We start from the raw sequence: 26609 nt of genomic DNA on the forward strand, positions 1-26609 counted from the left end.
GATCTGCTCGGAATCAGACCAGGGAGCGCAGCACGTACTGCAGGATCCCGCCGTTGCGGTAGTAGTCCGCCTCACCGGGGGTGTCGATGCGGACGACCGCGTCGAACTCGATCGGCTGCTTGCCCTCGGGCGAGTCGGACGTCGGCGTGGCGACGACGTGGACCGTCTTCGGGGTCACGCCCTCGTTCAGCGCCTCGATGCCCGAGATGCTGATCGACTCCGTGCCGTCGAGCCCGAGCGAGGCCCAGGTCTCGCCCTGCGGGAACTGCAGCGGGACGACGCCCATGCCGATCAGGTTCGAGCGGTGGATCCGCTCGAAGCTCTCGACGATGACCGCCTTGACGCCCAGGAGGCTGGTGCCCTTCGCCGCCCAGTCGCGCGACGAGCCGGAGCCGTACTCCTTGCCGCCGAGGATCACCAGCGGGGTGCCCTGCGCCTGGTAGTTCTGCGACGCGTCGTAGATGAACGACTGCGGGCCGCCCTCCTGCGTGAAGTCGCGGGTGTAGCCGCCCTCCACGTTGTCCAGGAGCTGGTTGCGCAGGCGGATGTTCGCGAACGTGCCGCGGATCATCACCTCGTGGTTGCCGCGGCGCGAGCCGTAGGAGTTGTAGTCCTTGCGGTCCACGCTGTGCTCGGCGAGGTACTGACCGGCCGGGCTGTCGGCCTTGATCGAGCCGGCGGGGCTGATGTGGTCGGTGGTGACCGAGTCGCCCAGCTTGGCGAGCACGCGGGCGTCGGCGATGTCGGTGACCGGGGTCGTCTCCATCGTCATGCCGTCGAAGTACGGGGGCTTCCGCACGTAGGTGGAGTCCTCGTCCCACTCGAAGATCGAGCCCTCGGGGGTCTGCAGCGAGCGCCAGCGCTCGTCGCCGTCGAACACGCCGGCGTACTGCGTGTCGAACATCGACTTGTCGATCGAGGAGTCGATCGTCGCCTGCACCTCGGCCGCGTCGGGCCAGATGTCCTTGAGGAAGACGTCGTTGCCGTCGGTGTCGGTGCCCAGGGCGTCGACCTCGAAGTCGAAGTTCATCGAGCCGGCGAGCGCGTAGGCGATGACGAGCGGCGGGCTCGCCAGGTAGTTCATCTTCACGTCGGGGTTGATGCGGCCCTCGAAGTTGCGGTTGCCCGAGAGGACGGCCGTGACGGCGAGGTCGTTCTCCTGCACCGCGGTCGAGATCTCCTCGAGCAGCGGGCCGGAGTTGCCGATGCAGGTGGTGCAGCCGTAGCCGACGGTGAAGAAGCCGAGGGCCTCGAGCGACTCGGTGAGCCCGGCCTTCTCGTAGTAGTCGGTGACGACCTTCGAGCCCGGCGCCAGCGTGGTCTTGACCCACGGCTTGGCCTTGAGGCCCTTCTGCGCGGCGTTGCGGGCCAGCAGGCCGGCCGCGAGCATCACCGAGGGGTTCGACGTGTTGGTGCACGAGGTGATCGCGGCGATCGCGACGGCGCCGTGGTCGATGGTGAAGCTCTCGTGGCCCTCGCCCAGCTCGACGGTCGTCGGCTTCGACGCGGTGGTCGGCGCGTGCGAGCGGTGGGTGTGCGAGTGCGAGCTGTACTCGTCCTGCGGCTGGAGCTCGCCCGGGTCCGACGCGGGGAACGACTCGGCGAGGGTGAGGTCGACGATGTCGTGGGTGACGTCAGTGTAGTTGTTAAGGTCCGACTCGAACTGCGTCTTCGCCGAGGTGAGCTCGATGCGGTCCTGCGGGCGCTTCGGCCCGGCGATCGAGGGGACGACCGTGCTGAGGTCCAGCTCGAGGTACTCGCTGAAGACCGGCTCGACCGCGGGGTCGTGCCAGAGCTTCTGCAGCTTGGAGTACTGCTCGACCAGGGCGATCTGCTCGTCGCTGCGGCCGGTGAGGCGCAGGTAGTCGAGGGTCACGTCGTCGATGGGGAACATCGCGGCGGTGGAGCCGAACTCGGGGCTCATGTTGCCGATGGTGGCGCGGTTGGCGAGCGGCACCTGGGCGACGCCGGCGCCGTAGAACTCGACGAACTTGCCGACGACGCCGTGCTTGCGCAGCATCTCGGTGATCGTCAGGACGACGTCGGTGGCGGTCACGCCGGCCGGGATGGCACCGGAGAGCTTGAAGCCGACGACCTTGGGGATGAGCATCGACACGGGCTGGCCGAGCATGGCCGCCTCGGCCTCGATGCCGCCGACGCCCCAGCCGAGCACGCCGAGGCCGTTCACCATGGTGGTGTGCGAGTCGGTGCCGACGCAGGTGTCGGGGTAGGCGCGGAGGACGCCGCCGACCTCGCGGGTCATGGTGACGCGCGCCAGGTACTCGATGTTGACCTGGTGGACGATGCCCGTTCCGGGCGGGACGACCTTGAAGTCGTCGAACGCGGTCTGGCCCCAGCGGAGGAACTGGTAGCGCTCGCCGTTCCGCTCGTACTCGAGCTCGACGTTGCGCTCGAGGGCGTCGGGGGTGCCGAAGAGGTCCGCGATGACCGAGTGGTCGATGACCATCTCGGCGGGCGCGAGCGGGTTGATCCTGTTCGCGTCTCCACCGAGGGCCGCGACGGCCTCGCGCATGGTGGCGAGGTCGACGATGCAGGGCACACCGGTGAAGTCCTGCATCACGACGCGCGCGGGCGTGAACTGGATCTCGGTGTCGGGCTCCGACTCCGGGACCCACTCGCCCAGGGCGCGGATGTGATCGGCCGTGATGTTGGCGCCGTCCTCCGTGCGGAGCAGGTTCTCGAGCAGCACCTTCAGGCTGAACGGGAGCTTCTCGTGACCGGGGACCCGGTCGATGCGGAACACCTCGTAGTCGGTCGAGCCGACCTTCAGGTTGTCTTTCGATCCAAAGCTGTCTACCGCGGACACGTCGCCCTCTCCTTCGCTGACGTGGGCTCCGCCGACGGGCGCACCCACATATCCGTCTCCATCTTGGCGACCGCGCACAGCGCCCCGCCACCAAGGAGGACCTAACTATTTATCTTGACGTCGAGACAACTCTACGCGCGTTCGGCGGGCGGAGCCGCCTCGTCCCGCTCCGCCGCGCCGCGGTACTCCGCGCGCACGGCCAGGACGGTGAGCACCAGCAGCGGCGCATAGAGGGGCAGGCCGAGCACGAGCTTCCAGGTGCCCAGGGCCGTGGCGTCGCCGGCGAGGAAGAGCGGGTACTGCACCGCGAGCCGGACGAAGAACAGGGCCGCCCAGGCGAGCGTCAGCAGCGAGAAGAGCCGGCGCTTCCGGCGGTCGTTCCGCCAGGCCGTGCCGTCGCCCATCAGGTAGCCGGCCGCGACGCCGATCAGGGGCCAGCGCGCGAGCACCGACACCAGGAAGACGAGGCCGTAGACGAGGTTGGTGATCAGACCGGGCACGAAGTTGTCGACCGCGCGGCCGGTGATCAGCGCGAGGGCGGCCGAGATCACGACGCCGAGCAGACCGCCGACCGCCTGGATGACCGGGGTGCGCCCGAGGATCCGCGCGACGGTGAACAGCACGGCCATCCCGACGGAGGCGACCAGCGAGAGCACGAGCTCTCCCGTGATCGTGAAGAGGAGGACGAAGGCGACTCCGGGCACGACGGCCTCGAGGATGCCGCGGACGCCGCCCATCGAGCCGAGCAGCGCGCGGCCGTCGAACGGCTCGCCGTCGGCGACGACGCCGAGTCCGGAGCGGCGGGCGGCCTTCGCGATCGCCTCACCGACCTCGGGACGCTCCGGCTGCCCCTCGCGCTCGGACGGGCCGGTGTGCTCCGACCGCCCGTCGCGCTCGGGCTGCTGGTCGCCCTCGGCGCCCATCCCGCTCAGCTCGCGCTCTGCTGGGTCTGGCCGCTGTCCGGCATCTTGAGCGGGATGAGGTCGCGCGGGGGCATCGGGCCGGAGCCGCGCACCACGACGACACTGCGGAAGAGGTCCTCGACGGCGGCCGCGGCCTGCTCGTCGGTGGCCCCCGCGCCGGCGATCACGCCGCGGAGGAACCAGCGCGGACCGTCGACGCCGACGAAGCGCGCGACGCGCACGCCGCCGCCGGCCAGCGGGAGCTGCGCGACGATCTCCGGGCCGAAGACGCCCTCGCGCTCCTCGGTGCTGCCGCCCTGGCGGCCGATCTGCTCCGCGATCTGCCCGCGGATCTCGTGCCAGAGACCCGAGGAGCGCGGTGCCGCGAACGGCTGCACCTGGAGGGTGGACCCGGCGTAGTCGAGGCCGACGGCGATGACGCGCTTGGTCGCCTCCTCGACCTCGAGGCGGATGTGCATGCCCTCGCGGGGCAGCACCTTCACCCCGCCGAGGTCGATGTAGGGGCGGACCGGGTTGGCCTCGCGCTCGTCGAGCGGGCCGGCCTCCGCGCGGTCGGCGGGCGCGGACTTCTCGAAGTCCTGCGCGGCGGTCTCGACGGCCGCGTCCTCGGTGCCGGCGGGCTGGATGTCGCTCATGCGTTCTCCTCGTTGGTGCGGGCGTCTGCTGGTGCTGCGGTGGCGTAGCCGGTCGAGCCGAAGCCGCCGGTGCCGCGGACGGAGTCCGGCAGCTCCTCGACGGCGGTGAAGCGGGCCCGGACGACGGGCAGGATGACGAGCTGCGCGATCCGGTCGCCCGCGGCGATGCGGTACGGCTCGCGGGCGTCGGTGTTCAGGAGGGCCACGCGGATCTCGCCGCGGTAGCCGGCGTCGATGGTGCCGGGCGCGTTCACGATCGTGAGGCCGTGCTTGAAGGCCAGCCCGCTGCGCGGCACGACGAAGCCGACATGACCGTCGGGCAGGGCGATCGAGACCCCGGTGCCGACGCTCGCCCGCTCGCCGGGAGCGAGCACGAGCTCCTCCGTGGAGCGCAGATCGGCTCCGGCGTCACCGGGGTGGGCGTAGAACGGGACCTCGTCCGCGCGGATCGGGACGTCGACGGTTTCGTTCACGTGACGAGGGTAGACCAATCGTCTGATGCAATAGGGACATGCCGTCCTACCGAGAGAGGCTGTGGCCCGCGCCCTGGCTCTTCGTCTCCACCGCCCTCGTGATCCCCGCCAGCATCCTGGTCTTCGCGCCGATCAACCTGTCCGTCGGCTTCCTCGTCGCGCTGGTGCTCTACGGCGGCACCGTCGGCACGCTGCTCGCCACGTCGCCGACCATCGAGGTCGTCGACGGCGAGCTGCGGGCCGGCCGCGCGCACATCCCGCTCGAGCTGGTGGGCGACGCGGTCGCCTTCACCGGCGAGCGGGCGTTCGCTCAGCGCGGACCGCGGTTGGACGCCAGGGCGTTCCTCGTCATCCGCGGCTGGGTGCGCGACGTCGTCCGGGTCCCGATCGAGGACCCCGCCGACCCGACGCCGTACTGGCTGCTGTCGAGCAGGCGCCCCAACGACGTCGTCGCCGCGATCCGGGAGGGATCACGGCGACGGGGCGCTGGTCTTTCGGAGCCGGGAGAGGCCTAGGCGGCGCACTCCAGGCAGATCGGGCCGAGCTTCTCCTCGTGGTCGATCTGCGAGCGGTGCTTCACCAGGAAGCAGCTGACGCACGTGAACTCGTCCGCCTGCGGCGGAAGGACCACGACGTCCAGATCGAGGTCGGACAGATCGGCACCGGGCAGTTCGAATCCGCCCGGGTTGTCGGCGTCATCGACGTCGACGACACCGGACATCTTGTCGGGGACTCGCTCCTTCAGGGCCTCGATCGACTCGGAGTCGTCATCGGTCTTGCGGGGGGCGTCGTAGTCCGTAGCCATTCCCATCCACTTCTTAAATTCAGTCGTTCAACAAATCGGCGGGGACAGTGTGCATCAAGAAGTATCGATGCGCAAACCGCTTCGAACGCGTCTTGACAGCCGCTGCCGCGCCCTCCTCCGCACCAACTTTCGACCCGCCCGCGGTATTCCCGGGGAACGGCCCGTCGGCGTGCGATCCTGAGCCGGTTCGCGGCAGGCACGGGCTCGTCCGCGGCCAGAAGGAGGTCCAGCACGATGATGGAACTGAAGGTGATCGGCGTCGAGAGCGGATCGCTCGTCCTCGTCTCGGACGGCGGTGAGCGGTTCTCCGTCCGCATCGACGAGACGCTGCAGAGCCAGCTGCGCCCGCGCGTGCACTCGCTGCCCCCGCGGGAGAAGCGCGTGTCGCCCCGCGAGATCCAGTCGCACATCCGCTCGGGCCTCTCCGCCGAGGAGGTCGCCGAGCTCACCGGCGCCGACCTCGACTACGTCGCGCGCTTCGAGGGCCCGGTCACGGCCGAGCGCGAGCACATCGTCGCCTCCGCCCTGGCGGTCCGCGTCTACACCAGCGCCGACCCCGACCCGCTCGAGGAGGGCACGCCCTTCGGCGACGTCATCCGCGAGCGCCTGGGCGCCCTCGGTGCCGACGGCGAGCAGTGGTCGAGCTGGAAGGAGGAGGAGGGCTGGGTCGTCAAGCTGCTCTTCCGCTCCGACGAGATCGACCACGACGCCCGCTGGCGCTTCGACCCCAAGAAGGCGCTCCTCTCCCCCCTCACCGCCGAGGCGACCACGCTCTCGCAGCAGGGCGAGATCAGGCCGACGCTGATCCCGCGCCTGCGCGCCGTCATCCCCGCCGCGGTCGACGAGCTGGCGACCCGCTTCGACACCGACGCGTTCGCGAAGCCCGCGGAGCCGTCGCGCCCCGAGCGCACGGGCTCCGAGCGCACGGGCTCCGAGCGTGCGGGCTCCGAGCGAGCGGGCTCCGAGCGCCAGGGGCCCTCGCGTCTCCCGCACTCGCGACCCGCCGCCTCCCGGCCCTCCGACACCGAGCCGCAGCCGGCCCTCTCGGACACGCCGCGTCCGGTCTCCACGCTCCCCCGCCCGGTGACCAGCACGACCGAGCAGCGCGAGCGCAACCTCAACGACACGGCCGACCTCCTCGACGCGCTCCGGCGCCGTCGCGGCGAGCGCGACCACGCCTCCTCGGCGCGGGTGCGCGAGGAGCCGCAGCCGGAGGCGCCCGCGGTCGTCGCCCCGAAGGCCCCCGAGCCCGAGCGCCCCGCAGCACCCGCTGCCGAGCACCCCGCCGCGAGCGGACGCACCTCGATGCGCCGCGGCCGTGCCGCCATCCCCAGCTGGGACGAGATCGTCTTCGGGGCCCGCAGCGACGACTGACCGGTCGACGCCTGACCGGTCGACGCCTGAGAGGGCGAGCGCGCTCCCGGGACTCAGATCCCGGAGAGCGCGCCGAAGCCGAGCAGCGGCACCTGGGTCTCCTCGGGGGTGAGCGAGCCGTGCTGGCCGATCATCGACCGGCCGGATGCGTCCTCCGCCGAGTAGTAGGCGATCGCCTTGCGGGCGGCGACGAAGACGTCGCCCATCCGCTCCGCCGCCGGAGCGCCGATCTCGCCGAACCAGCCGCTCGCCGCGACCTCGTCACGGGTCGCGATCCAGGCGCGGGAGCCCTCCGCCTCGCTCCAGCGCGCCGCGACCACCGCGGGATCGATCCCGGCCTCGAGGTGCAGCTGCAGGCAGCGCGGCTCGCCGGCCAGGTGGCGGACACCCTCGAGCATTGCGGGCTCCCGGACGAGCACGTGCGACGAGGCGGGCACGTCCAGCACGCCGTGGTCGGCGGTGACGAGCACGCCCTCGCGCCCGGAGAGTCCGCGGACGAACGCCGCGACCTCGCCGTCGAGCTGCTCCAGTGCCGTCGTCCACTCCGGCGACTCCCAGCCGCGGGCGTGCGCGGTCATGTCGAGCTCGGGGACGTAGAGGTAGACGAGCTGCCGGCCGCCGCGGTCGAGCAGATCGCGCGCCGCGGCGAAGCGCTCGGCGACTCCCCCGGCGACCCGGTACTCGGCGCCGCGCAGGATCGCGCGGGTGAGCCCCGAGTGCGCGTAGCGGGCGGCGCCGATGACGCTCGCCGCGACACCCGCCTCGACGGCGCGCTCGAAGACGGTGGGGTGCGGCTGCCACTGCTCGGGGACCATCCGGTCGTCCCAGCCGGAGAGCTGGTTCACCAGGCGGTCGTGCGCCCGGTCGAGCACGCGGTAGCCGACCATCCCGTGCTCCCCCGGGCGCCGGCCCGTGGTGAGGCTGGCGAGGGCCGCCGCGGTCGTCGTCGGGAAGCCGGAGGCGAGGGTCGTGGCCTTGGTGAGCGCGGGCGCGAGCGTGCGGGCGTGCCCGGCGCGCTGCCGCAGGTTGGCCGCCCCGAGCCCGTCGACGAGGACGACGACGATCCGCTCGACGCGCGGCGAGCCGAAGGTCCCCGGGCGGCCGAGGAGGGCGTCGAGAGCGCCGGGGAGGACGTCGGCGAGGCTCCGCCGCCCGGCGGGGACGGCCGGTAGCATGGGGGTCATCGCGCCCAGTTTCGCACGCTGCGCCCCTCCGCGGAGCGTGCCCCGCCGTGCCCGCGCCCGCTACCGAAGTGAGACATGAACGCTGCACCCCCTCCCTCCGGATCCTCCCTGACCGAGCGCATCGAGGACGTCGACGTCTCGGCCGAGATGGAGGGGTCGTTCCTCGAGTACGCCTACTCGGTGATCTACTCCCGCGCCCTGCCCGACGCCCGCGACGGCTTGAAGCCGGTGCAGCGCCGCATCCTCTACATGATGAGCGAGATGGGCCTGCGCCCCGATCGCGGCCACGTGAAGTCGGCCCGCGTCGTCGGCGAGGTGATGGGCAAGCTGCACCCGCACGGCGACGCCTCGATCTACGACTCGCTCGTGCGTCTCGCGCAGCCGTTCACGCTCCGGGTCCCGCTCGTCGACGGCCACGGCAACTTCGGCTCGCTCGACGACGGCCCCGCCGCCGCCCGCTACACCGAGGCCCGCCTCGCCGCCGCGGCGACGGCGATGACCGAGCACCTCGACGAGGACGTCGTCGACTTCGTCCCCAACTACGACAACTCGCACGACCAGCCCGAGGTGCTCCCCGCGGCGTTCCCGAACCTCCTCGTCAACGGTGCGAGCGGCATCGCGGTCGGCATGGCCACCAACATGGCCCCGCACAACCTGATCGAGGTGATCGGAGCGGCGCGGCACCTGATCGCGCACCCCGACGCCTCGCTTGACGATCTGATGTCGTTCGTCCCCGGCCCGGACTTCCCCAGCGGCGGCACGATCGTCGGGCTCGCCGGCGTCCGCGACGCCTACGCGACCGGCCGCGGCAGCTTCAAGACCCGCGCCCGCGTCTCGGTCGAGAGCATCACCGCCCGGAAGTCCGGCCTGGTCGTCACCGAGCTGCCCTACCTCGTCGGCGCCGAGAAGGTCATCGACAAGATCAAGGACGGCGTCCAGAACAAGAAGCTCAGCGGGATCGCCGACGTCACCGATCTCACCGACCGCGACAACGGCCTCCGCCTCGTGATCGGGATCAAGACCGGCTTCAGCCCGGAGGCGGTGCTCGAGCAGCTGTACCGCTACACCCCGCTCGAGGACGCCTTCTCGATCAACAACGTCGCGCTCGTCGACGGCCAGCCGCGCACGCTCGGCCTCAAGGAGCTGCTGCAGGTCTACGTCGGCCACCGCCTGACCGTGGTGACCCGCCGCTCCCGCTACCGTCTCCGCAAGCGCCAGGAGCGGCTGCACCTGGTCGAGGGACTGCTGATCGCGATCCTCGACATCGACGAGGTCATCCAGCTGATCCGCGCGAGCGACGACACCGCCGCCGCCCGGGCCCGGCTGATCGAGGTCTTCGACCTCAGCACGATCCAGGCCGACTACATCCTCGAGCTGCAGCTGCGCCGCCTGACGAGGTTCTCCCGGATCGAGCTCGAGACCGAGCGCGACACCCTGCTCGCCGACATCGCCGAGCTCGAGGCGCTGCTGGCCAGCCGCAGCCGCCTCGAGGCGCTCGTGTCCGACGAGCTCGACGACGTCGCGCAGCGCCTCGGCACGCCGCGCCGGACGCTGCTCACCGAGGCGCGCCCCTCCGTCGCCACGACCGGACGCAAGACCGCCGCCGTCCTCGAGATCGCCGACCTGCCCTGCCGGGTGCTGCTGAGCACCACCGGGCGGATGGTGCGCATCGACCGCGACCCGGAGGCCGCGCCGCACCCCGAGCGCGCGACCCGCCGCAGCAAGCACGACGCGGTGCTCAGCACGATCGACACCACCACGCGCGCCGAGATCGGCGCGGTGACGACCGCCGGCCGCCTGCTGCGCTTCTCCCCCGTCGACGTCCCGTCCGTCCCGTCCTCCTCGGTGCAGCTCGGCGCGGGCGTCCGGATGAGCGACTACCTGACCCACCTGGCGAAGGACGAGCGCGTCCTCGCCCTGGTCGCCCTCGACGACCCGCGCCCGATCGCCCTGGGCACCCTGCAGGGCACGGTCAAGCGCGTCGCCCCGGGCGACCTGCCCAACCGCCCGGACATCGAGCTGATCGCTCTGCGGCCGAAGGACGCGGTCGTCGGCGCCGCGCCGTCGGCCGACGAGGACGAGCTCGTCTTCGTCACCGGCGAGGCCCAGCTGCTGCGCTTCTCCGCCTCGGCGGTGCGTCCGCAGGGCCGGACCGCGGCGGGCATGGCCGGCGTCAAGATCAGCGAGACCGACGAGGTCGTCTCCTTCGCGGTCGTCCCCGAGTCCGAGCGCGACGAGACGGTCGTCGCGACCGTCGCCGTCGACAGCTGGGCCCTCACCGGCACCGACACCGGCAGCGCCAAGGTGTCGGCGTTCTCGGAGTTCCCGCCCAAGGGCCGCGCGACCGGCGGCGTCCGCGCCCAGCGCTTCCTCAAGGGCGAGACCGCCCTCGGCGTCGCCTGGGTCGGCCCCGGCCCGGCGCACGCGCTCGAGGCCGACGGCAGCGTCGCGGCGCTCCCGGACTCCGGGATGAAGCGCGACGGCTCCGGCGTCGCCCTCGCGGCCCCGGTCGCCAGCATCGGCGCGGCCCCCGAGCAGTTCTAGACCGTCGTCCCGCGCCGCCCCGGCGCGGGACGGGCCTCAGACGTCGATGCGGTCGCGCGAGAGCGTCTCGGAGCCGCGGACGATGAAGTCCTTGCGCGGCGCCACCTCGTTGCCCATCAGCAGCTCGAAGACCCGGCCCGCGTTCTCCGCGTCCGACACCTTGACCCGGCGCAGCGTCCGCCGCGAGCGGTCCATCGTCGTCAGCGCGAGCTGGTCGGCGTCCATCTCGCCGAGGCCCTTGTAGCGCTGGATGGGGTCCTGGTAGCGCCGGTTCGCCTTCGACAGCCCGGCGAGGACGCCCTGCAGCTCCTTCTCGGAGTAGGTGTAGATCGTCTCGTTCGGCTTCTTGCCGGAGTTCATCACCACGACGCGGTGCAGCGGCGGCACCGCGGCGAAGACCCGGCCGGCCTCGACCAGCGGCCGCATGTAGCGGAAGAACAGCGTGAGCAGGAGCGTGCGGATGTGCGCGCCGTCGACGTCGGCGTCGCTCATCAGGATGATCTTCCCGTAGCGCGCGGCCGGCAGCTCGAAGGAGCGGCCGGACCCGGCCCCGATCACCTGGATCATCGAGGCGCACTCGGTGTTCGAGAGCATGTCGGCGATGCTCGCCTTCTGCACGTTGAGGATCTTGCCGCGGATCGGCAGCAGCGCCTGGTACTCGCTGTTGCGGGCGAGCTTCGCGGTGCCCAGCGCCGAGTCGCCCTCGACGATGAACAGCTCGCTGTTCTCCACGTCGTTGCTGCGGCAGTCGACGAGCTTGGCCGGCAGCGAGGAGGACTCGAGCGCGTTCTTGCGGCGCTGCGTCTCCTTGTGCGCGCGGGCCGAGATCCGCGACTTCATCTCGGCGACGAGCTTCTCGAGCAGCTGCGACATCTGCGCCTTGTCCTCGCGCTTCGTCGAGGCGAACACGGCGCCGAGGGTCGAGGTGATCGTCTGCGCGACGATCGCGCGCACGGCCGGCGTGCCGAGCACCTCCTTCGTCTGGCCCTCGAACTGCGGCTCGGGCAGGCGCACGGTCAGCACCGCGGTGAGACCAGCGAGCGCGTCGTCCTTCTCCAGCTTGTCCGAGCCGGCCTTGAGCTTGCGGGCGTTCGCCTCGACCTGCGCGCGGAGCAGCTTCAGCAGCCCCTGCTCGAAGCCGGTCTGGTGGGTGCCGCCCTTGGGCGTCGAGATGATGTTGACGAAGCTGCGCAGCACCGTCTCGTAGCCGGTGCCCCAGCGCAGCGCGATGTCGACCTCGCAGGTGCGCTCCACCTCGGTGGGAACCATCGCGCCGCCGGGGGTGAGCACCGGCACGGTCTCGGTGAAGGTGCCGCTGCCGGTGAGCCGCAGCACGTCGGTGACGGCCGCGTCCGGAGCGAGGAACTCGACGAACTCCGAGATGCCGCCGTCGTAGCGGAACATCTCGGCGCGGCGCTCCTCCTCGCGGTCGTCGACGATGTCGATCGTGAGCCCCGGCACCAGGAAGGCGGTCTGCCGGGCCCGGGTGACGAGGTCGTCGGTCTGGAAGGCGGCGCCCTTGGTGAAGATCTGCCGGTCCGCCCAGTAGCGGACCCGCGTCCCGGTGACGCCCCTCTTCACCTTGCCGACGATCTCCAGCTCGGAGCCGTTCTCGAACGGCGAGAACGGAGCGTCCGGGGTCGGCTCGCCCGAGTCCGCGAAGCGGCCGGGCTCGCCGCGATGGAAGGACATCCGGTAAGTGCGGCCGTCGCGGTCGACCTCAACGTCCAGCCGCTCCGACAGCGCGTTCACGACCGAGGCGCCCACGCCGTGCAGGCCGCCCGAGGCGGCGTAGGAGCCGGAGCCGAACTTGCCGCCCGCGTGCAGCTTGGTGAAGACGACCTCGACGCCGGTGAGCCCGGTCTTGGGCTCGATGTCGACCGGGATGCCGCGGGCGCGGTCGCGGACCTCGACGCTGCCGTCCTCGTGCAGCACCACGCTGATCTCGGTGCCGTGGCCGGCCAGGGCCTCGTCGACGGAGTTGTCGATGACCTCCCAGAGGCAGTGCATCAGCCCGCGGGAGTCCGTCGACCCGATGTACATGCCGGGACGCTTGCGCACCGCCTCGAGGCCTTCGAGGACGGAGAGGTGCCGTGCGGAGTAGTCGGTGGAGGCCATCCGATCAGTCTAGGTTCGAGGGACGACACCCCGGCCGCGGCGCGGCGGAGCGCGATCACGGTGCTCGCGGGCTGGGAAGTGCGGCGGGGGACCTACGCGCAGAGCGAAATGCCACGGGATCGACTCTGCCGGGAAACATCCGCGTGCTTTGATGGTTGGACCAAGGGAAGGACGGAGCTGAGAGGCCGAGTCCACCGAAGTCGAAGACCCGAGCGCAGGAGGCCACGTCATGTCGACCACAGCAACCCAGAACGGCGTGGACGAGCTCGCTGGATCGCAGCAGCTCTCCGCGGCAGACCGCTGCGACAGCTGCGGAGCCCAGGCCTACATCCGTGTCGTGGTGAACAGCGGCGAGCTGCTGTTCTGCGCGCACCACGGCAAGAAGTACCAGGAGAAGCTCTCCAGCATCGCCCAGAGCTGGCACGACGAGTCGGCGCGCCTCTTCGAGGAGCAGCGCCCCTAGTCAGCCCGCCCTTCGCCGGTGGGGAGCGGGACTCCCTACCGGCCGACTCCGAGCCGCTTCGCGATCACTTCGCGGGCGGCTCGAGCTGTCTCATCCGCCGCACGGATCCGCTCGTCCTGCATCGAGTAGGCCAGACCGTGCCGCCCGGCCACCCGGGTCAGGATCGCGTCCGCGAGGGCGGGGTTCTTCGCGAGCACGGGGCCGTGGAGGTGCGTGCCGAGGAGCCGACCTGCGGCGTAGCCCTCCGCTCCCCCGCCGTCACCGGTGCCGTGCAGCACCCGGCCGAGGACGTGCGCGGGATCGATGCCCTCGAAACGGCGGGCGTGGTTCTCGAAGCCGACGAGGACGCCCGACGCGGACTCGACGACGAGGTCGTCGGTCGTGCGCTCGGAGGTCACGGCACGACCGGGGAGGACCCCGATGCCGGCGATGACGGCCTCGGACGTCGCGAACGACTCGGCGAGGAGCTCCCAGCCCGCGCCGACGGCGACGACCTCGGTCTCGTCGCGCACCCAGCCCTGGACCGTGTCGCCGACGGCGCGGAGGAGGTCGAGCACGGCGGGCAGGTCCTCGTCCGCTCCCGTGCCGGCCACGAGCACGTCGGGCCGCTCGGCGAAGTCGGCCTCCTCGCGCAGCGCCAGGAGGCGGGCGTCGAGACCGGCCCAGCCGGCGCGTGCCGCGAGGACGCGGGCGTTCGCCGCATCGCCGTTGCTGTCCAGGACGTCGGGGGCGAGCACGCCGATCAACAGGGTGGTCACGCGGTCTCCTCGCGGTTGGAGGCGAGCTGGAGGTGGGCGCGGGTGCGCCGCATCGAGTCGGCGGAGAAGACGATCGTCTTCCGCCCGTGGCTCGGAGCGGGCAGCGCGAGGAAGGCGTCGAGCGCACGACCGAGATCGTCGTCGACCGCGTCGATCGCGACGCCGTCGTAGCGCAGCTGCAGCGCGGCCTCGTGCGCCTTCGAGCCGGAGACGACCCGGACCCGCCCGAGGCGGGCGGTGTCGACCGGCCAGAAGTAGGACGGGTCACGGACGTCGGAGCCGACGGCGAGCATGATCTGCTCGGTGCCCTCGGGGATCTCCGCGATGTTGAGGCGGTAGCTCGCCGGGTTCTGCACCAGGACGAACTCGACCTCCTGGCCGCGCACCGTCACGATCTCGCCGCGCCCGAACACGGGGTCGATCGACGAGAGCGCGGAGGCGGTCGTCGCCGGGAGGAAGCGGGTGCCGAGGATCGCGCGGGCCGCGGAGACCGCCGAGGCGGCGTCGACCGCGTAGTGCACGCCGCGAGCGGGCAGGCGGACATCGAGGACGTCGCCGTCGCTCCGGATCGTCGCGGCGGCACCGGCCGTGCTCTCGACGACGGTCGTCGCACGACCCTCCTGGCCCTCGGCGTCGGCCGCGTAGCCGAGCCCCCCGACAGCCGCGTCGCGGACGGCGGACGAGGTGCCGTACCAGCGCAGGCGATCGCTGGGCAGGCTCGTCGCGATGTCGGCGACGTGGCGGTCGTCCGCATTGAGGACGACGGGGCCAGTGGCCCGGGTCGCGATGGTCGCGAGCATCCGGGCGACCATGGCCGGGTCGAAGAAGCGGTCGATCTGGTCGACGACCACGTTGGTGAGCAGCACGACGCGCGGGCTCATCCGCGGCGCGAGCCGGGCGCCGTGTCCCTCGTCCATCTCCAGGACGGCGATGTCCGCGTCGATCCGCCCGCGGAGGTCGGTGCGCTCGAGCAGCGCGGAGGTCAGTCCCTGCGCGATGTTCGCGGTGGAGGGGTTGGTGAAGACCCGCAGCCCGTGGGCACGGAGCACCGCCACGAGCATCTTGGTCGTCGTCGACTTCCCGGCCGAGCCGGTGACGACGACGAGGCCGTCGGTGAAGCCGTCGAGCACGGCCGGGAGGAAGCCCGGCGCGAGGCGGTTCACGACGAGTCCGGGCACGGCGGAGCCTCCGCCGGGCTTGCGGACGCGCGCTGCGAACCGGGCGGCCCTCCCGAGGAGGACCGCCGGCGCGTAGCGGATCACCGGCTTACTCGAGGTAGTCGCGGAGCGACTGCGAGCGGGACGGGTGGCGGAGCTTGGCCATCGTCTTGGACTCGATCTGGCGGATGCGCTCGCGCGTCACGCCGAAGGTGTCGCCGATCTGGTCGAGCGTCTTGGGCATGCCGTCGCCCAGGCCGAAGCGCATGCGGATCACGCCGGCCTCGCGCTCGGAGAGGGAGTCGAGCAGCGACTCGAGCTGCTTCTGCAGCATCGTGAAGCCCACCGCGTCGGCCGGCACGACCGCCTCGGTGTCCTCGATGAGGTCGCCGAACTCGCTGTCGCCGTCCTCACCCAGGGGGGTGTGCAGCGAGATCGGCTCGCGGCCGTACTTCTGCACCTCGATGACCTTCTCGGGGGTCATGTCGAGCTCTCGGGAGAGCTCCTCGGGCGTGGGCTCGCGGCCCAGGTCCTGCAGCATCTGGCGCTGGACGCGGGCGAGCTTGTTGATGACCTCGACCATGTGCACGGGGATGCGGATGGTGCGGGCCTGGTCGGCCATCGCGCGGGTGATCGCCTGGCGGATCCACCACGTCGCGTATGTCGAGAACTTGAAGCCCTTGGTGTAGTCGAACTTCTCCACCGCGCGGATCAGACCGAGGTTGCCCTCCTGGATCAGGTCCAGGAACTGCATGCCGCGGCCGGTGTAGCGCTTGGCGAGGCTGACCACGAGGCGGAGGTTCGCGCCGAGCAGGTGGCTCTTGGCCCGCTGCCCGTCCTTCGCGACCCAGCGCAGCTCGCGGACGAGCTCCGGGCTGAGGTCGCTCGAGTTCGCGAGCTTGTCCTCGGCGAAGAGGCCCGCCTCGATGCGCATCGCGAGCTCGACCTCCTCGGCCGCGTTCAGGAGCGCGACCTTGCCGATCTGCTTCAGGTAGTCCTTGACCGGGTCGGCCGTGGCGCCGGTGATCGCCGTCGAGTAGACGGGGACCTCGTCGTCGTCGCCGCCGAAGGAGAGGACGAGCGCGCCGCTGGGCAGCGGCTCGGCCGGAGCGGCGGCCGCGACGACCGGCGTCTCGGTGTCGTCCTTGGCCTCGGTCTCGGTCTCCTCGACCACGACCGCGGTCTCCTCCTCGGCGTCGGCGTCGCCGTCGACGTCCTCGGGCTCGGTGGGCTCCTCCTCCGCCGCAGCGGGGGCCGCGGCCTTGGTGGTGGCGCGGGCGCGCGTGGTCTTGGCCGCCGGCTTGCGCGCGGCGGGCTTCTTGGTCGTCGTCACGTCGTCGTCGACGGCGTCGAGCGTTGCGGTCTTGGTAGCTCTGGTGGCCATGGCGGCACCTCTCCATCCGTTGCGTCCCGGCTGCGGGCGAGGCCGGGAGGCGTCGTCCGTCGGTGGGCATTACGAGGACCCATGTCAAGTCGAGGGGATCGCACGCCCGACGTGGGCGCCGTGCTCCTCGACCCGAACGGGTCCTATTGACAATTATTGCACGCCTGAGTAGTGCGGCCGTGCGCTCAGGGCTTCGGCACTCCGGGAGGAGTCCGACGCGAGACCATGCGGGGCCTCGCGGAAGGACGGGGAAGGGCGGGTCCGACGGTCAGCGTCCTGCGCGGCCACGACGGAGACGGTCGTTCAATGCAACCCACAGAGGGGCCACCGTTATTCCCTCGTCCTCGGCGAGCCGGCGCCGCGTCCTGCGGCGAGCGGTGACCAGTCCGATCACTCCGAGGCCGACGACGACGTACTGGATGCACCAGGCGAGCCGGAAGTGGTCCATCGAGTAGAGCCGGGCGGAGTCCGCGCCCGGCCCTGCCAGCGAGTCGAGCAGCAGCCCCATCAGGAACATCATCGTGAAGCTCGCGAGGAAGCCGCCGACGTTCACCACGCCGTTCGCGGCGCCGAGGCTCCGGGACGGGTTGAAGGTGCGCGCGAAGTCGAAGCCGATCATCGATCCCGGCCCGCCGGCGCCGATGACGATCAGCAGCAGGACGATCAGCCAGTACGGCGGCACGCCGGGCCAGAGCAGGACGACGGTCCACGCCACCGCCATCGCCGAGACGATGCCGAGCACGAGGTTGCTCCGCCGCATCGGGTGCCGGGCGGTGAGGACGCCGAGGATCGGGCCGACGACGATGCCGGCGACCACGACGATCGTCAGCGTCGGAGCGGCGACGCCCGGCTCGAGGCCGATGGCGTACACGAGGAACGGGTAGCCCCAGAGCAGTGTGAACACGGTGCCGGAGGACTGCGTCACGAAGTGCGACCAGAAGCCGAGCTGTGTGCCCGGCCGGCGCAGGCTCACGCCCAGTTGCGTGATCGTCGCGCGGAGCGTCGGCGGCACCAGGACGATCGGCTCGGTCCGCGGCGGGATGTCGGTGATCAGCAGGAGCACGCCGAGGAACGCGACGGCGCCGATCCCGGCGACGGAGAGGAAGGCGGGAGTCCAGCCCGCCGCGTGCAGGATCGCGGCGAACGGCAGGGCGGAGAGGATCTGGCCGACCTGGCCGATGTTGCCGATCCACTGCGAGAGCTGCGGGACGATCGGTCCGCTGAACCAGGTCACGGTCAGTCTGATCACCGAGGTGAAGATCGCGGCGTCGCCCGCACCCACCAGGATCCGTCCGACGATGGCGACGCCGAGGGACGGCGCGAAGGCCAGGACGATCTGGCCGACCATCATCAGCGCTGTCCCGCTGAGGATCAGCGTCTTCGGGCCGAAGCGGTCGATGAGGATGCCGACCGGGATCTGCATGCCGGCGTAGACGATCAGCTGGACGACGGCGAGCGAGGAGAGCATCGCGGCCGAGATGCCGAACCGCTCCGCCGCGTCGACGCCCGCTACTCCGAGCGTCGTGCGGTCGAGGACGGCGACCAGGTACGCGAAGGCACCGGCACCGAAGACGAACCAGGCTCGACGAGATCGCACTCGGCAGAGACTACCAAGCGCGGGCCGCCTGCTATTGGGCCGTGGGCTCCTCGCCGGGCCGCTTGATGGCCAGGAACTTCTCCAGCTCGGCCGCGAGCGCGTCGGCGGTCGGGACGAAGCCGTCCTCGTCGGTGAGCGGCGAGCGCAGGCTCGTCCCCTCCATGTAGGTGTCGTGCCGGGACTCGAGGGCCGCGACGAGCTTCTGCAGCTCCTCGTTCGAGCCGACCTGCTCGTCGACCTTCGAGAGGAACTCGCGGCCGCTCTCGCGGAGGCTGTCGGTCGGGAAGATCAGCCCCGTCGACGCCGAGATGCTCTCGAGCGCGGCGACGGCCGCCTGGGGGTAGGCGGTGTCGGAGAGGTAGTGCGGGATCAGCAGGGCGAAGCCGACGGCCGGGAGAGCCCGGTCGTAGAGGCGGAGCTCGAGCAGGTGCAGGACGTTCGCGGGCACCTGGGTGACCGGCTTCCAGACCGACATGGCCTCGATCAGGTCCTCGCGGTTGCCGCTGACCGTCACGCCGACCGGCCGGGTGTGCGGGACGGGCATCGGGATCGCGTGCACCCAGGTGGTGCTCGCGACCTCGAGCCGATCGATGAGCTCGAGCACCGCCCGGGTGAAGCGCTCCCACTGGTAGTCCGGCTCGAACCCGGTGAGCAGGAGGAACGGCTGGTGCAGCTCGTCGTGCGCGAGCGAGAGGCGGAGGCTCGCCGGGGTGTAGTCGGTGAGGTGGTCCTGATCGAAGGTGATGATCGGCCGTCGTGCGCGGTAGTCGAGCAGCTGGTCGGGATCGAACTCGACGACGGTCCGGTGCTCGAGCGTCCCGTGCAGGTGCTCGGCGAGCTGGCCGACCGCACCTCCGGCATCGGCGAACCCGGTGAGGCCGGCCACGAGGTGGAGGCCCCGCGGGACGTCGGCGAGGTCGCCCTCGATCGCGAAGAGGTCTGCAGGATCCGGCATGCGATCCAGCCTAGACGGCCCACCGGGGCGGCTCCCCGGCGGCGCTGAGCCCTGAGCGAACAGCCGCGACGGGGCGGCCGAGCGCCGTCCCGGCCGCGCCTAGCATTGCGCTCATGCCCCTCTCCTCTCTCGAGTACACGACCGTTCCCGCCTCCGATCTCGACACCGGCGCTCTCGTCCTCGGCGTCGCGCCCGGACCGGACGGCCCCCGTCTCGTCGGCGTCGACGGCTTCGACGACCTCGTCGCCGCGCTCCCCGCGCTCGGGGTGACCGGCTCCGCGGAGTCGCTGACGCGGGTCCCCTCCTCCGTCCGCGCCGGCGTGGTCGTCCTCGTCGGCCTGGGCTCCGCGGAGCCGAGCGCCACCGTGCTGCGCACCGCCGCCGGACTCGCGGTCCGCAGCCTCGCCGGCACCGCCTCGGTCGCCCTCGCCCTGCCCACCGGAGACGAGGACGCGCTCGCGGCCGTCGCCGAGGGAGCCGCGCTCGGCTCCTACAGCTACACCGCCTTCCGGCACAGCACCCTCGACGCCGCGAAGGCTCCCGTCGAGCGCGTGCTCCTCGTGACCTCCGACGAGTCCGCCGACGCGGCCGTCCTCGAGCGCGCGCAGGTCGTCGGTCGCGCCGTGTCCGCCGTGAAGGACCTGGTCAACGCCCCGCCGTCGCACCTCTACCCGCAGACCCTGGCCGAGGCCGTGCAGGAGGGCGTCGAAGGGCTCCCCCTCGAGGTCACGGTCTGGGACGAGTCGGCGCTCGAGCGCGACGGCTTCGGCGGCATCCTCGGTGTCGGCAGCGGCTCGTCCCGCCCGCCGCGCCTCGTCAAGATCGCCTACACGCCCGAGAAGACGCCGGAGTCGGCGGCGCCGAAGCACCTCGCGCTGGTCGGCAAGGGCATCACCTTCGACAGCGGCGGACTCTCCCTCAAGCCGCCGGCCTCGATGATCGGCATGAAGGACGACATGACCGGCGCGGCGACGGTCTACGCGGTCGTGCGCGCGGTCGCCGAGCTCCGCCTGCCGGTGCGGGTCACCGCTTGGCTCTGCATCGCCGAGAACATGCCCTCCGGCACGGCCATCCGCCCGAACGACGTGCTCACGATCCGCGGCGGGAAGACCGTCGAGGTCCTCAACACGGACGCCGAGGGCCGCCTCGTGCTCGCCGACGGCCTCGTCGCCGCGAGCGAGGAGCAGCCCGACGCGATCGTCGACGTCGCGACGCTGACCGGCGCCGCCGTCGTCGCGCTCGGCAACCGCTACACCGGCGTGTTCGGCGACGACGAGCTGATCGCCTCCGTGCTGGAGTCGGCGCGCAGCACGGGCGAGCTCTTCTGGCACATGCCGCTCCCCGCGGAGCTCCGCCCGCTGCTCAACTCCGAGATCGCCGACATCGCCAACATCAAGCCGGGCAACACCGCCGGCGGCATGCTGATCGCCGCGCACTTCCTCCAGGAGTTCGTCGGCACCCGTGGCGAGGGCCCGGACGCGGCGCGCATCCCCTGGGTGCACCTCGACATCGCCGGCCCGGCGAACAACGGCGGCGGCGGGTACGGCTTCACCGGCACCGGCCCCACCGGGGTCTCGGTCCGCGCCCTCCTCGCCCTGGCCGAGGGCCTGGCGAGCGCGTAGTAGGGTCGACGGGGCGGGATCTCCCGCCTCGTCCCCCCTCCGACCGGCCCGCGCACAGGCGCGGAGATCCGCGGAGGCGAGGGGAACCGCACGTCGCAAGGGAGTCACTGGGTGTCGGAAGAGCGCTACGACCTGGTCGTGCTCGGAGGTGGCAGCGGCGGGTACGCGGCGGCTCTGCGCGCGACCCAGCTCGGGATGAGCGTGGCGATCGTCGAGCGCGACAAGCTCGGCGGCACCTGCCTGCACCGCGGCTGCGTCCCGACCAAAGCCCTCCTGCACGCCGCCGAGCTCGCCGACGGCGCCCGGGACGCGCAGAAGTACGGCGTCCTCGCCGGCTTCCAGGGCATCGACGTCCCCGGCGTCACGCGCTACCGCGAGGGCGTCGTCGCCGGCAAGTACAAGGGCCTGCAGAGCCTCGTCTCCGCCCGCGGCATCACCGTCGTCTCCGGCGAGGGCCGGCTGACCGGGCCGACGACCGTCACGGTCGGCGAGCACGTGCTGCACGGCGGCTCGATCGTCGTCGCGACCGGCTCCGCCTCGCGCACCCTCCCGGGCATCGAGATCGGCGGCCGAGTGATCACCAGCGACCAGGCCCTCGAGCTCGACCACGTCCCCGAGCGGGTCGTCGTGCTCGGCGGCGGTGTCATCGGCGTGGAGTTCGCCAGCGTCTGGCGCTCCTTCGGTGCCGAGGTGTCGATCGTCGAGGCGCTCCCCCACCTCGTGCCGAACGAGGACGAGAGCGTCAGCAAGCAGTTCGAGCGCGCCTTCCGCAAGCGCGGGATCTCCTTCACCCTCGGCTCGCGCGTCACCGGCGTCGTCCAGACCGACGACGGCGTCTCGGTCTCGCTCGAGAGCGGGGCGAGCGTCGAGGGCGACCTCCTCCTCGTCGCGGTCGGCCGCGGCCCGGTCACCGCCGGGCTCGGCCTCGAGGAGATCGGCGTCACGCTCGACCGGGGCTACGTGATCACCGACGAGCGCCTGCAGACCTCGGTCCCCGGCGTCTACGCCGTCGGCGACATCGTGCCCGGCCTGCAGCTCGCCCACCGCAGCTTCCAGCAGGGGATCTTCGTCGCCGAGGAGCTCGCCGGCCTGAAGCCGCAGACGGTGGCCGACCTCAACATCCCGAAGGTCACCTACAGCGACCCCGAGGTGGCGTCCGTCGGTCTGACCGAGGCGCGGGCCGTCGCCGAGTACGGCGCCGAGCGTGTCGCGAGCTACGACTACGGTCTCGGCGGCAACGCGAAGAGCACGATCATCGGCACCGCCGGCTCCGTCAAGGTCGTGCGCGTCGTCGACGGGCCCGTCGTCGGCGTGCACATGATCGGCGCCCGCGTCGGCGAGCTGATCGGCGAGGCCCAGCTCATCGTGAACTGGGAGGCGCACCCCGAGGACGTCGCCCCCTTCGTGCACGCGCACCCGACCCAGAACGAGGCGCTCGGCGAGGCGCACCTCGCGCTGGCGGGGAAGCCGCTGCACGCCCTCTAGGACCATCGCGGGACGGCGACCGGCCGTTCCCGCCTCACTAAACTGAAACCACGTACACAAGCGTCTTAAGGAGACAGGCTCATGAGCGAATCCGTCAGCCTCCCGGCACTCGGAGAGAGTGTCACGGAAGGAACGGTCACCCGCTGGCTGAAGAACGTCGGCGACCGCGTCGAGGTCGACGAGCCGCTGCTCGAGGTCTCGACCGACAAGGTCGACACCGAGATCCCTTCGCCCGTCGCCGGTGTCATCGAGGAGATCCTCGTCCAGGAGGACGAGACCGTCGAGGTCGGCGCCGAGCTGGTGCGCATCGGCGACGGCTCCGGAGCCACGTCCGCGCCCGAAGCCCCCGCCGAGGAGCCGGCCGCCGAGGAGTCTCCCGAGGCCGAGGCCGCCGAGACCGAGCCGACCGACGAGGCCACCCCGTCCGTCGATGCGGAGACCGAGGAGGAGGCTCCGGCCCCCGCCGAGCCCGAGCCGGCCCCCGCCGCCGAGAAGCCCGCCGCTCCGGAGGCGTCCGCCCCCGCTCCGTCGGTCCCGGCTCCCGCCGCCGCCGCTCCGGCCCCCGCCGCCGCCGCCCCCGCGCCGGCCGCGACCCCCGAGCCCACCGACTCGAACCCCGGCTACGTCACCCCGCTGGTGCGCAAGCTCGCCGGCGAGAACGGCATCGACCTCTCCACCCTCACCGGCACCGGTGTCGGCGGGCGCATCCGCAAGCAGGACGTGCTCGACGCCGTCGAGGCCGCCAAATCGGCTCCCGCCCCGGTCTCGGCTCCGGCCGCCGCCGCCGCGAAGGCCGCTCGCACGCCGCTCGAGACCTCGCCCCTGCGCGGCACGACGCAGCCGATGACCCGCCTGCGCAAGGTGCTCGCGCAGCGCGCCGTCGAGTCGATGCAGTCGACCGCCCAGCTCACCTCGGTCGTCGAGGTCGACGTCACCGCCGTCGCCCGCTTCCGCGACTCGGTCAAGAAGACCTTCAACGAGAAGACCGGTGCCAAGCTGTCCTTCCTGCCGTTCTTCGCCCTCGCGGCCGCCGAGGCCCTCAAGGCCTACCCGGTGATCAACTCGACGCTCGACGGCGACTCGATCGTCTACCCGGACCACGAGAACATCAGCATCGCGGTCGACACCGAGCGCGGCCTCCTCACGCCGGTCCTGAAGAACGCGTCGGAGCTCACGCTCGCGCAGATCGCCAGCACCATCGGCGACCTCGCGGAGCGCACCCGCAACAACAAGCTCAAGCCCGACGAGCTGGCCGGTGGCACCTTCACGCTGACGAACACCGGCTCGCGCGGCGCGCTGTTCGACACGCCCGTCGTGTTCCTGCCGCAGACCGCGATCCTCGGCACCGGCATCGTCACGAAGAAGCCGGCCGTCGTGCAGGTCGACGGCAGCGACGCGATCGCGATCCGCTCGACCGTGTTCCTCGCCCTCTCCTACGACCACCGCACGGTCGACGGCGCCGACGCGGCCCGCTTCCTGGTGGCCATCAAGGAGCGCCTCGAGGAGGGCTCGTTCGAGAACGACCTCGGCATCTGACGTCGCCACGCTGACGCGCCGCACTAGCGGCCCCCGTCGGTGAAGACGTCGCGGAGAAGCCAGGCGGCCTCCGTCCTGATCATCAGGACGGAGGCCGTCGTCGTTCCCGGATCCGGACCGACGGCGACCACGGCGGAGGCGCCGTTCACGTCCACGCGCACCGCGATGACGGCGGAGGCCAACGTCCGGAGCGCTGCGAACGCGGAGCCCCCGTCGGCGCGGATCGGCGAGTCGGGGGTGGTCAGCGCCTCCGCGCAGGCGCTCTCCGAGCCACCGCAGTGCCGGGCCGCCGCGAGAAGGGCCGTCGCCGCCTCCTCCGCCCCGAGCTCCGCGCTCGGCGGCCGGACCGTCGGTGGCGCGGCCCTCGGCGGCGCCGGTGCCGGTGGCCGTGTCTGCGTCGCCGTGGCTCTCACCGGCGGTGTCGGTGTCGCTCCCGCGGTCGCTGGCGCGGTCGCCGGTACCGGCCTCGTCGGGGCGACGGGACTCGGTGCCGGCGTCCGCGTCGACGCGGCCGTCTCCGCTCCCGTGCTCCGGTCTGGGCCGAGGCCCGTCATCACCAGCGCGCCGACGAGGACGACGGCCGCGGTCACGAGGGGGCCGCGGCGGCCGACCACCAGCGCGCGCACCCGATCGCGCCAGCCGTCCAGCGGATGCGTGCGGCGGTGTCGCGCAGGCGGGCTCTCGACGACCCCGCTCGACCGCTCCCGGTCGGCCGCCGTCTCTGTCCGGTGAACCGCGCGGAGGGGCAACGGCGCCGCGGAGCGGTAGAGGAGCGCCTCCAGCGCCGCGAGGTCGTCGTCGTCCCGCGGGCTCCCCCGCCAGGCGGGGCAACTCCGACGGCAGCGTCCGAGGAGCCCGATCACCGCGGCCACGACGTCGGCCTCGGTCGATCCCGTCGGCGCCTCGGTGAGCAGCAGCACCGGACGCCCCTCCTCCGTCACTCCGATCGCCTCGGCACCGGGAAGCGGGTGGACTCCCGACGCCGCCGCGTCCCGCAGGGCGCCGACGACCGGCGCGAGGAGGGTGACGACGACCCCCGGCGGCAGCACCGCACCGGACTCGAGCACCTGCTCGAGGGTCGAGACGACGGCCGGGGTGGTGAGGAGGACGGCTCCATCGGCGTGCACCCCGACGTCGACGAGGCGCTGCCGATGCTCGTGCGGCGCGAGCCGCTCGATCCCCGACCCCAGCGCGCCCTCCGCCCGCTCCTGCGAGAGCAGGAGAGCGTTCAGGAACCGGCCGTCGCCGTCGTGGACGACCGGCCCGAGCGCTCCGGAGCCCACCACGGCGTGACCGGCGACCCCCTCGAGCGGCTGTCCGCCGCTCCGTTCGCTCTCATCGCTCGCTGCCATGCTCCGAGGGTGTCGAGCGAGCCGGCTCGCCGGGGCGGCGGAGGCCCGATCGGTGGACGGATCCGGTGTGCCGTCGCTGGGGAGGAGGGGAGGTCCGGCGGATCCGCTCGGATCGGTCTCCCCCACCGGGTCCGCTCGGTATCCTGGAGGAATGGCACGCAGCACGGAACCGTCGACGAAGGCGGTCAAGGAACCAGGACGTCTCAAGCAGATGTGGCAGGTGTTCCAGATGACCCGCCGCTACGACAGCAGCGCGGTCTGGATCATCCTGCTGGCGCTGCTGGTCCCGATCCTGATCGGGATCCTCCTCGGCGTCCTCCTCGGCGACGGCAACGGCTTCGTCATCGCGCTCTGGATCGTCGTCGGCGTGATGGCCGGACTCGTCGCCGGACTCGCGGTCCTCTCCCGCCGCGCCGAGCGCGCCGCCTACGGGCAGATCGCCGGGCAGCCGGGCGCCGTGGGCGCCGTCCTGCGCAGCGGACTCCGCGGCACCTGGACCGGCGGCGAGATGCCGGTCGCCGTCAACGGCAAGACGCAGGACGCGGTCTACCGCGCCGTCGGCCGCGGCGGTGTCGTGCTGATCGCGGAGGGCCCGACCGGCCGCACCAAGCGCATGCTCGAGGACGAGCGCCGCAAGGTGACCCGCATCCTCCCCAACGTCCCCGTCACCTTCGTGAACGTCGGCCCTGACGAGGGCGCCGTCCCGCTGCACAAGGTGCCCCGCGCCCTCGCGAAGACGAAGAAGGTGCTGACCAAGGCGGAGGTGCTGGCCGTCAAGAACCGCCTCGCCTCGCTGAACACCTCGCTGCCGATCCCCAAGGGCGTCGACCCCTTCAAGGTGCGGCCGCAGCGCTCCCGCTGACGCACGGGACGAGCACACGAACGGGCCGGCCGGGATCACTCCCGCCGGCCCGTTCGTCGTTCCCGGGCGACGGCCCGATCAGTAGCGGACGAGCACCGTGCCCGCGACCTTGTCGTGGAAGCCGCGCTGGTCCGAGTCCCAGACGAGGGCGGGGACGAGCACGGCGAGGAGCACCGACCGCACCAGCGGACGCCAGACGCCGACCCAGCCGCCGCCGAGGCGGACGACGCGCAGACCCAGCAGCCGGTGGCCGATGCTCCCGCCGATGGTCGGGATGAACACCGCCTGCAGCACCACGAAGAGGATGATGCTCGCCCAGCGGTCGTAGCCGAAGAAGACGAAGGACAGCAGCGCGACGATCGCGAAGTCGACGGCGAGGGCGGCGAAGCGGCGACCGGGCCGGGCGATCGACATCCGGCCGGTCTCGGGGAGCCCGAGCCGCTCCCCCGGCCGCGTGCTCGGGGCGACGTCGGCGAAGGTCCTGCGCTCGGGTGCTGGCATCCTCCGATGCTACCCGCGCAGCCCGCGCGCCCGCCGGGAGCGGAGGCCGGCCGC

The 26609-nt window shown here is 72.1% G+C and carries 22 protein-coding genes; 8 read left to right on the top strand and 14 right to left on the bottom strand.

Annotation, left to right across the window (positions count from 1 at the left end):
* Window positions 1–13 precede the first annotated feature (13 nt).
* The 4 genes from acnA to dut all read right to left on the bottom strand — a co-directional run bounded on the left by acnA (window position 14) and on the right by dut (window position 4858).
* Window positions 14–2827 (bottom strand): aconitate hydratase AcnA, encoded by a 2814-nt coding sequence (gene acnA / locus MT351_RS09235; RefSeq protein ID WP_132437058.1) that lies wholly within the window; start codon window positions 2825–2827, stop codon window positions 14–16.
* Window positions 2828–2958: 131 nt separating this feature from the next.
* Window positions 2959–3750: a DUF3159 domain-containing protein gene (locus MT351_RS09240; protein ID WP_132437057.1), complete on the bottom strand. Its 792-nt coding sequence runs from the start codon at window positions 3748–3750 to the stop codon at window positions 2959–2961.
* A 5-nt stretch (window positions 3751–3755) separates the two neighbouring features.
* Complete coding sequence (locus MT351_RS09245) at window positions 3756–4385, bottom strand: DUF3710 domain-containing protein (RefSeq protein ID WP_123445858.1); 630 nt, start codon at window positions 4383–4385, stop codon at window positions 3756–3758.
* A complete protein-coding gene (gene dut / locus MT351_RS09250) occupies window positions 4382–4858 on the bottom strand; it encodes a dUTP diphosphatase (RefSeq protein WP_123445857.1) in 477 nt (158 codons plus the stop codon). Before dut ends, MT351_RS09245 begins: the two co-directional genes overlap by 4 nt.
* Window positions 4859–4896: 38 nt before the next feature.
* On the opposite strand from dut, the gene MT351_RS09255 reads away from it, so the two are divergent.
* Complete coding sequence (locus tag MT351_RS09255; protein WP_123445856.1) at window positions 4897–5373, top strand: DUF3093 domain-containing protein; 477 nt, start codon at window positions 4897–4899, stop codon at window positions 5371–5373.
* On the opposite strand, the gene MT351_RS09260 is transcribed toward MT351_RS09255, so the two are convergent.
* Window positions 5370–5663 carry a DUF4193 domain-containing protein gene (locus MT351_RS09260; protein WP_055792269.1) on the bottom strand — a complete coding sequence of 98 codons (294 nt, stop codon included), beginning with the start codon at window positions 5661–5663 and terminating at the stop codon, window positions 5370–5372. The two genes, MT351_RS09255 and MT351_RS09260, sit on opposite strands and share 4 nt — an antisense overlap.
* A 234-nt stretch (window positions 5664–5897) precedes the next feature.
* Between MT351_RS09260 and sepH the strand changes: the two genes are divergently transcribed.
* The gene (gene sepH, locus MT351_RS09265) at window positions 5898–7037 is read left to right on the top strand and encodes a septation protein SepH (protein WP_132437056.1); all 1140 of its coding nucleotides are present in this window, start codon (window positions 5898–5900) and stop codon (window positions 7035–7037) included.
* Window positions 7038–7090: 53 nt separating this feature from the next.
* Here the strand turns inward: sepH and MT351_RS09270 are convergent, their stop codons facing one another.
* Complete coding sequence (locus tag MT351_RS09270) at window positions 7091–8221, bottom strand: alkaline phosphatase family protein (RefSeq protein WP_207901715.1); 1131 nt, start codon at window positions 8219–8221, stop codon at window positions 7091–7093.
* Window positions 8222–8296: 75 nt separating this feature from the next.
* Between MT351_RS09270 and MT351_RS09275 the strand changes: the two genes are divergently transcribed.
* The gene (locus tag MT351_RS09275; protein ID WP_243582022.1) at window positions 8297–10765 is read left to right on the top strand and encodes a DNA topoisomerase (ATP-hydrolyzing) subunit A; all 2469 of its coding nucleotides are present in this window, start codon (window positions 8297–8299) and stop codon (window positions 10763–10765) included.
* A gap of 36 nt (window positions 10766–10801) precedes the next feature.
* Here MT351_RS09275 and MT351_RS09280 read toward each other — a convergent pair whose 3' ends face one another.
* Window positions 10802–12883 (bottom strand): type IIA DNA topoisomerase subunit B, encoded by a 2082-nt coding sequence (locus tag MT351_RS09280; RefSeq protein ID WP_123736939.1) that lies wholly within the window; start codon window positions 12881–12883, stop codon window positions 10802–10804.
* A gap of 229 nt (window positions 12884–13112) precedes the next feature.
* Here MT351_RS09280 and MT351_RS09285 point away from each other — a divergent pair, with 229 nt between their 5' ends.
* Window positions 13113–13346: a hypothetical protein gene (locus tag MT351_RS09285; protein ID WP_123445851.1), complete on the top strand. Its 234-nt coding sequence runs from the start codon at window positions 13113–13115 to the stop codon at window positions 13344–13346.
* Window positions 13347–13381: 35 nt separating this feature from the next.
* On the opposite strand, the gene MT351_RS09290 is transcribed toward MT351_RS09285, so the two are convergent.
* From MT351_RS09290 to MT351_RS09310, 5 genes are all read right to left on the bottom strand, one after another.
* Window positions 13382–14104 (bottom strand): hypothetical protein, encoded by a 723-nt coding sequence (locus MT351_RS09290; protein WP_132437054.1) that lies wholly within the window; start codon window positions 14102–14104, stop codon window positions 13382–13384.
* Window positions 14101–15282 (bottom strand): Mur ligase family protein, encoded by a 1182-nt coding sequence (locus MT351_RS20285; protein ID WP_165932475.1) that lies wholly within the window; start codon window positions 15280–15282, stop codon window positions 14101–14103. Before MT351_RS20285 ends, MT351_RS09290 begins: the two co-directional genes overlap by 4 nt.
* Window positions 15283–15370: 88 nt before the next feature.
* Window positions 15371–16645 (bottom strand): RNA polymerase sigma factor, encoded by a 1275-nt coding sequence (locus tag MT351_RS09300; RefSeq protein WP_132437052.1) that lies wholly within the window; start codon window positions 16643–16645, stop codon window positions 15371–15373.
* A gap of 268 nt (window positions 16646–16913) precedes the next feature.
* On the bottom strand, window positions 16914–18242 hold the full coding sequence (locus MT351_RS09305) for a nitrate/nitrite transporter (protein ID WP_132437051.1): 1329 nt from the start codon (window positions 18240–18242) through the stop codon (window positions 16914–16916).
* A 31-nt stretch (window positions 18243–18273) separates the two neighbouring features.
* Window positions 18274–19197 carry a proteasome assembly chaperone family protein gene (locus MT351_RS09310; RefSeq protein ID WP_123736935.1) on the bottom strand — a complete coding sequence of 308 codons (924 nt, stop codon included), beginning with the start codon at window positions 19195–19197 and terminating at the stop codon, window positions 18274–18276.
* Window positions 19198–19310: 113 nt separating this feature from the next.
* Here MT351_RS09310 and MT351_RS09315 point away from each other — a divergent pair, with 113 nt between their 5' ends.
* From MT351_RS09315 to sucB, 3 genes are all read left to right on the top strand, one after another.
* Window positions 19311–20819, top strand: a complete 1509-nt coding sequence (locus tag MT351_RS09315; RefSeq protein ID WP_132437050.1) for a leucyl aminopeptidase — start codon at window positions 19311–19313, stop codon at window positions 20817–20819.
* Between the two features lie 111 nt (window positions 20820–20930).
* Window positions 20931–22304, top strand: coding sequence for a dihydrolipoyl dehydrogenase (gene lpdA, locus MT351_RS09320; RefSeq protein ID WP_243582023.1), 1374 nt, complete (start codon window positions 20931–20933; stop codon window positions 22302–22304).
* An 81-nt stretch (window positions 22305–22385) separates the two neighbouring features.
* The gene (gene sucB / locus MT351_RS09325) at window positions 22386–23840 is read left to right on the top strand and encodes a 2-oxoglutarate dehydrogenase, E2 component, dihydrolipoamide succinyltransferase (RefSeq protein ID WP_123736932.1); all 1455 of its coding nucleotides are present in this window, start codon (window positions 22386–22388) and stop codon (window positions 23838–23840) included.
* A 23-nt stretch (window positions 23841–23863) separates the two neighbouring features.
* On the opposite strand, the gene MT351_RS09330 is transcribed toward sucB, so the two are convergent.
* Entirely contained in the window at window positions 23864–25192 is a 1329-nt protein-coding gene (locus MT351_RS09330; RefSeq protein ID WP_243582024.1) for a hypothetical protein, read from the bottom strand.
* 151 nt (window positions 25193–25343) lie between these two features.
* Here MT351_RS09330 and MT351_RS09335 point away from each other — a divergent pair, with 151 nt between their 5' ends.
* Window positions 25344–26054: a DUF4191 domain-containing protein gene (locus MT351_RS09335; protein ID WP_123445841.1), complete on the top strand. Its 711-nt coding sequence runs from the start codon at window positions 25344–25346 to the stop codon at window positions 26052–26054.
* A 78-nt stretch (window positions 26055–26132) separates the two neighbouring features.
* Here MT351_RS09335 and MT351_RS09340 read toward each other — a convergent pair whose 3' ends face one another.
* Window positions 26133–26555: an RDD family protein gene (locus MT351_RS09340; RefSeq protein ID WP_132437047.1), complete on the bottom strand. Its 423-nt coding sequence runs from the start codon at window positions 26553–26555 to the stop codon at window positions 26133–26135.
* Window positions 26556–26609: the final 54 nt, after the last annotated feature.

The organism is Rathayibacter sp. VKM Ac-2926, assembly GCF_022815565.1.
In the GTDB taxonomy this organism is placed as follows: Bacteria; Actinomycetota; Actinomycetes; order Actinomycetales; family Microbacteriaceae; genus Rathayibacter; species Rathayibacter festucae.

Coding starts and splice junctions, on each gene's coding strand:
- MT351_RS09285 (WP_123445851.1), top strand. CDS start 13,113: ATGTCGACCACAGCAACCCAGAACGGCGTGGACGAGCTCGCTGGATCG.
- MT351_RS09280 (WP_123736939.1), bottom strand. CDS start 12,883: ATGGCCTCCACCGACTACTCCGCACGGCACCTCTCCGTCCTCGAAGGC.
- MT351_RS09240 (WP_132437057.1), bottom strand. CDS start 3,750: ATGGGCGCCGAGGGCGACCAGCAGCCCGAGCGCGACGGGCGGTCGGAG.
- MT351_RS09300 (WP_132437052.1), bottom strand. CDS start 16,645: ATGGCCACCAGAGCTACCAAGACCGCAACGCTCGACGCCGTCGACGAC.
- sepH (WP_132437056.1), top strand. CDS start 5,898: ATGATGGAACTGAAGGTGATCGGCGTCGAGAGCGGATCGCTCGTCCTC.
- MT351_RS09275 (WP_243582022.1), top strand. CDS start 8,297: ATGAACGCTGCACCCCCTCCCTCCGGATCCTCCCTGACCGAGCGCATC.
- MT351_RS09330 (WP_243582024.1), bottom strand. CDS start 25,192: ATGGCAGCGAGCGATGAGAGCGAACGGAGCGGCGGACAGCCGCTCGAG.
- MT351_RS09335 (WP_123445841.1), top strand. CDS start 25,344: ATGGCACGCAGCACGGAACCGTCGACGAAGGCGGTCAAGGAACCAGGA.
- sucB (WP_123736932.1), top strand. CDS start 22,386: ATGAGCGAATCCGTCAGCCTCCCGGCACTCGGAGAGAGTGTCACGGAA.
- MT351_RS09340 (WP_132437047.1), bottom strand. CDS start 26,555: ATGCCAGCACCCGAGCGCAGGACCTTCGCCGACGTCGCCCCGAGCACG.
- MT351_RS09255 (WP_123445856.1), top strand. CDS start 4,897: ATGCCGTCCTACCGAGAGAGGCTGTGGCCCGCGCCCTGGCTCTTCGTC.
- MT351_RS09315 (WP_132437050.1), top strand. CDS start 19,311: ATGCCCCTCTCCTCTCTCGAGTACACGACCGTTCCCGCCTCCGATCTC.
- MT351_RS09245 (WP_123445858.1), bottom strand. CDS start 4,385: ATGAGCGACATCCAGCCCGCCGGCACCGAGGACGCGGCCGTCGAGACC.
- MT351_RS09260 (WP_055792269.1), bottom strand. CDS start 5,663: ATGGCTACGGACTACGACGCCCCCCGCAAGACCGATGACGACTCCGAG.
- MT351_RS09310 (WP_123736935.1), bottom strand. CDS start 19,197: ATGCCGGATCCTGCAGACCTCTTCGCGATCGAGGGCGACCTCGCCGAC.
- MT351_RS09270 (WP_207901715.1), bottom strand. CDS start 8,221: ATGACCCCCATGCTACCGGCCGTCCCCGCCGGGCGGCGGAGCCTCGCC.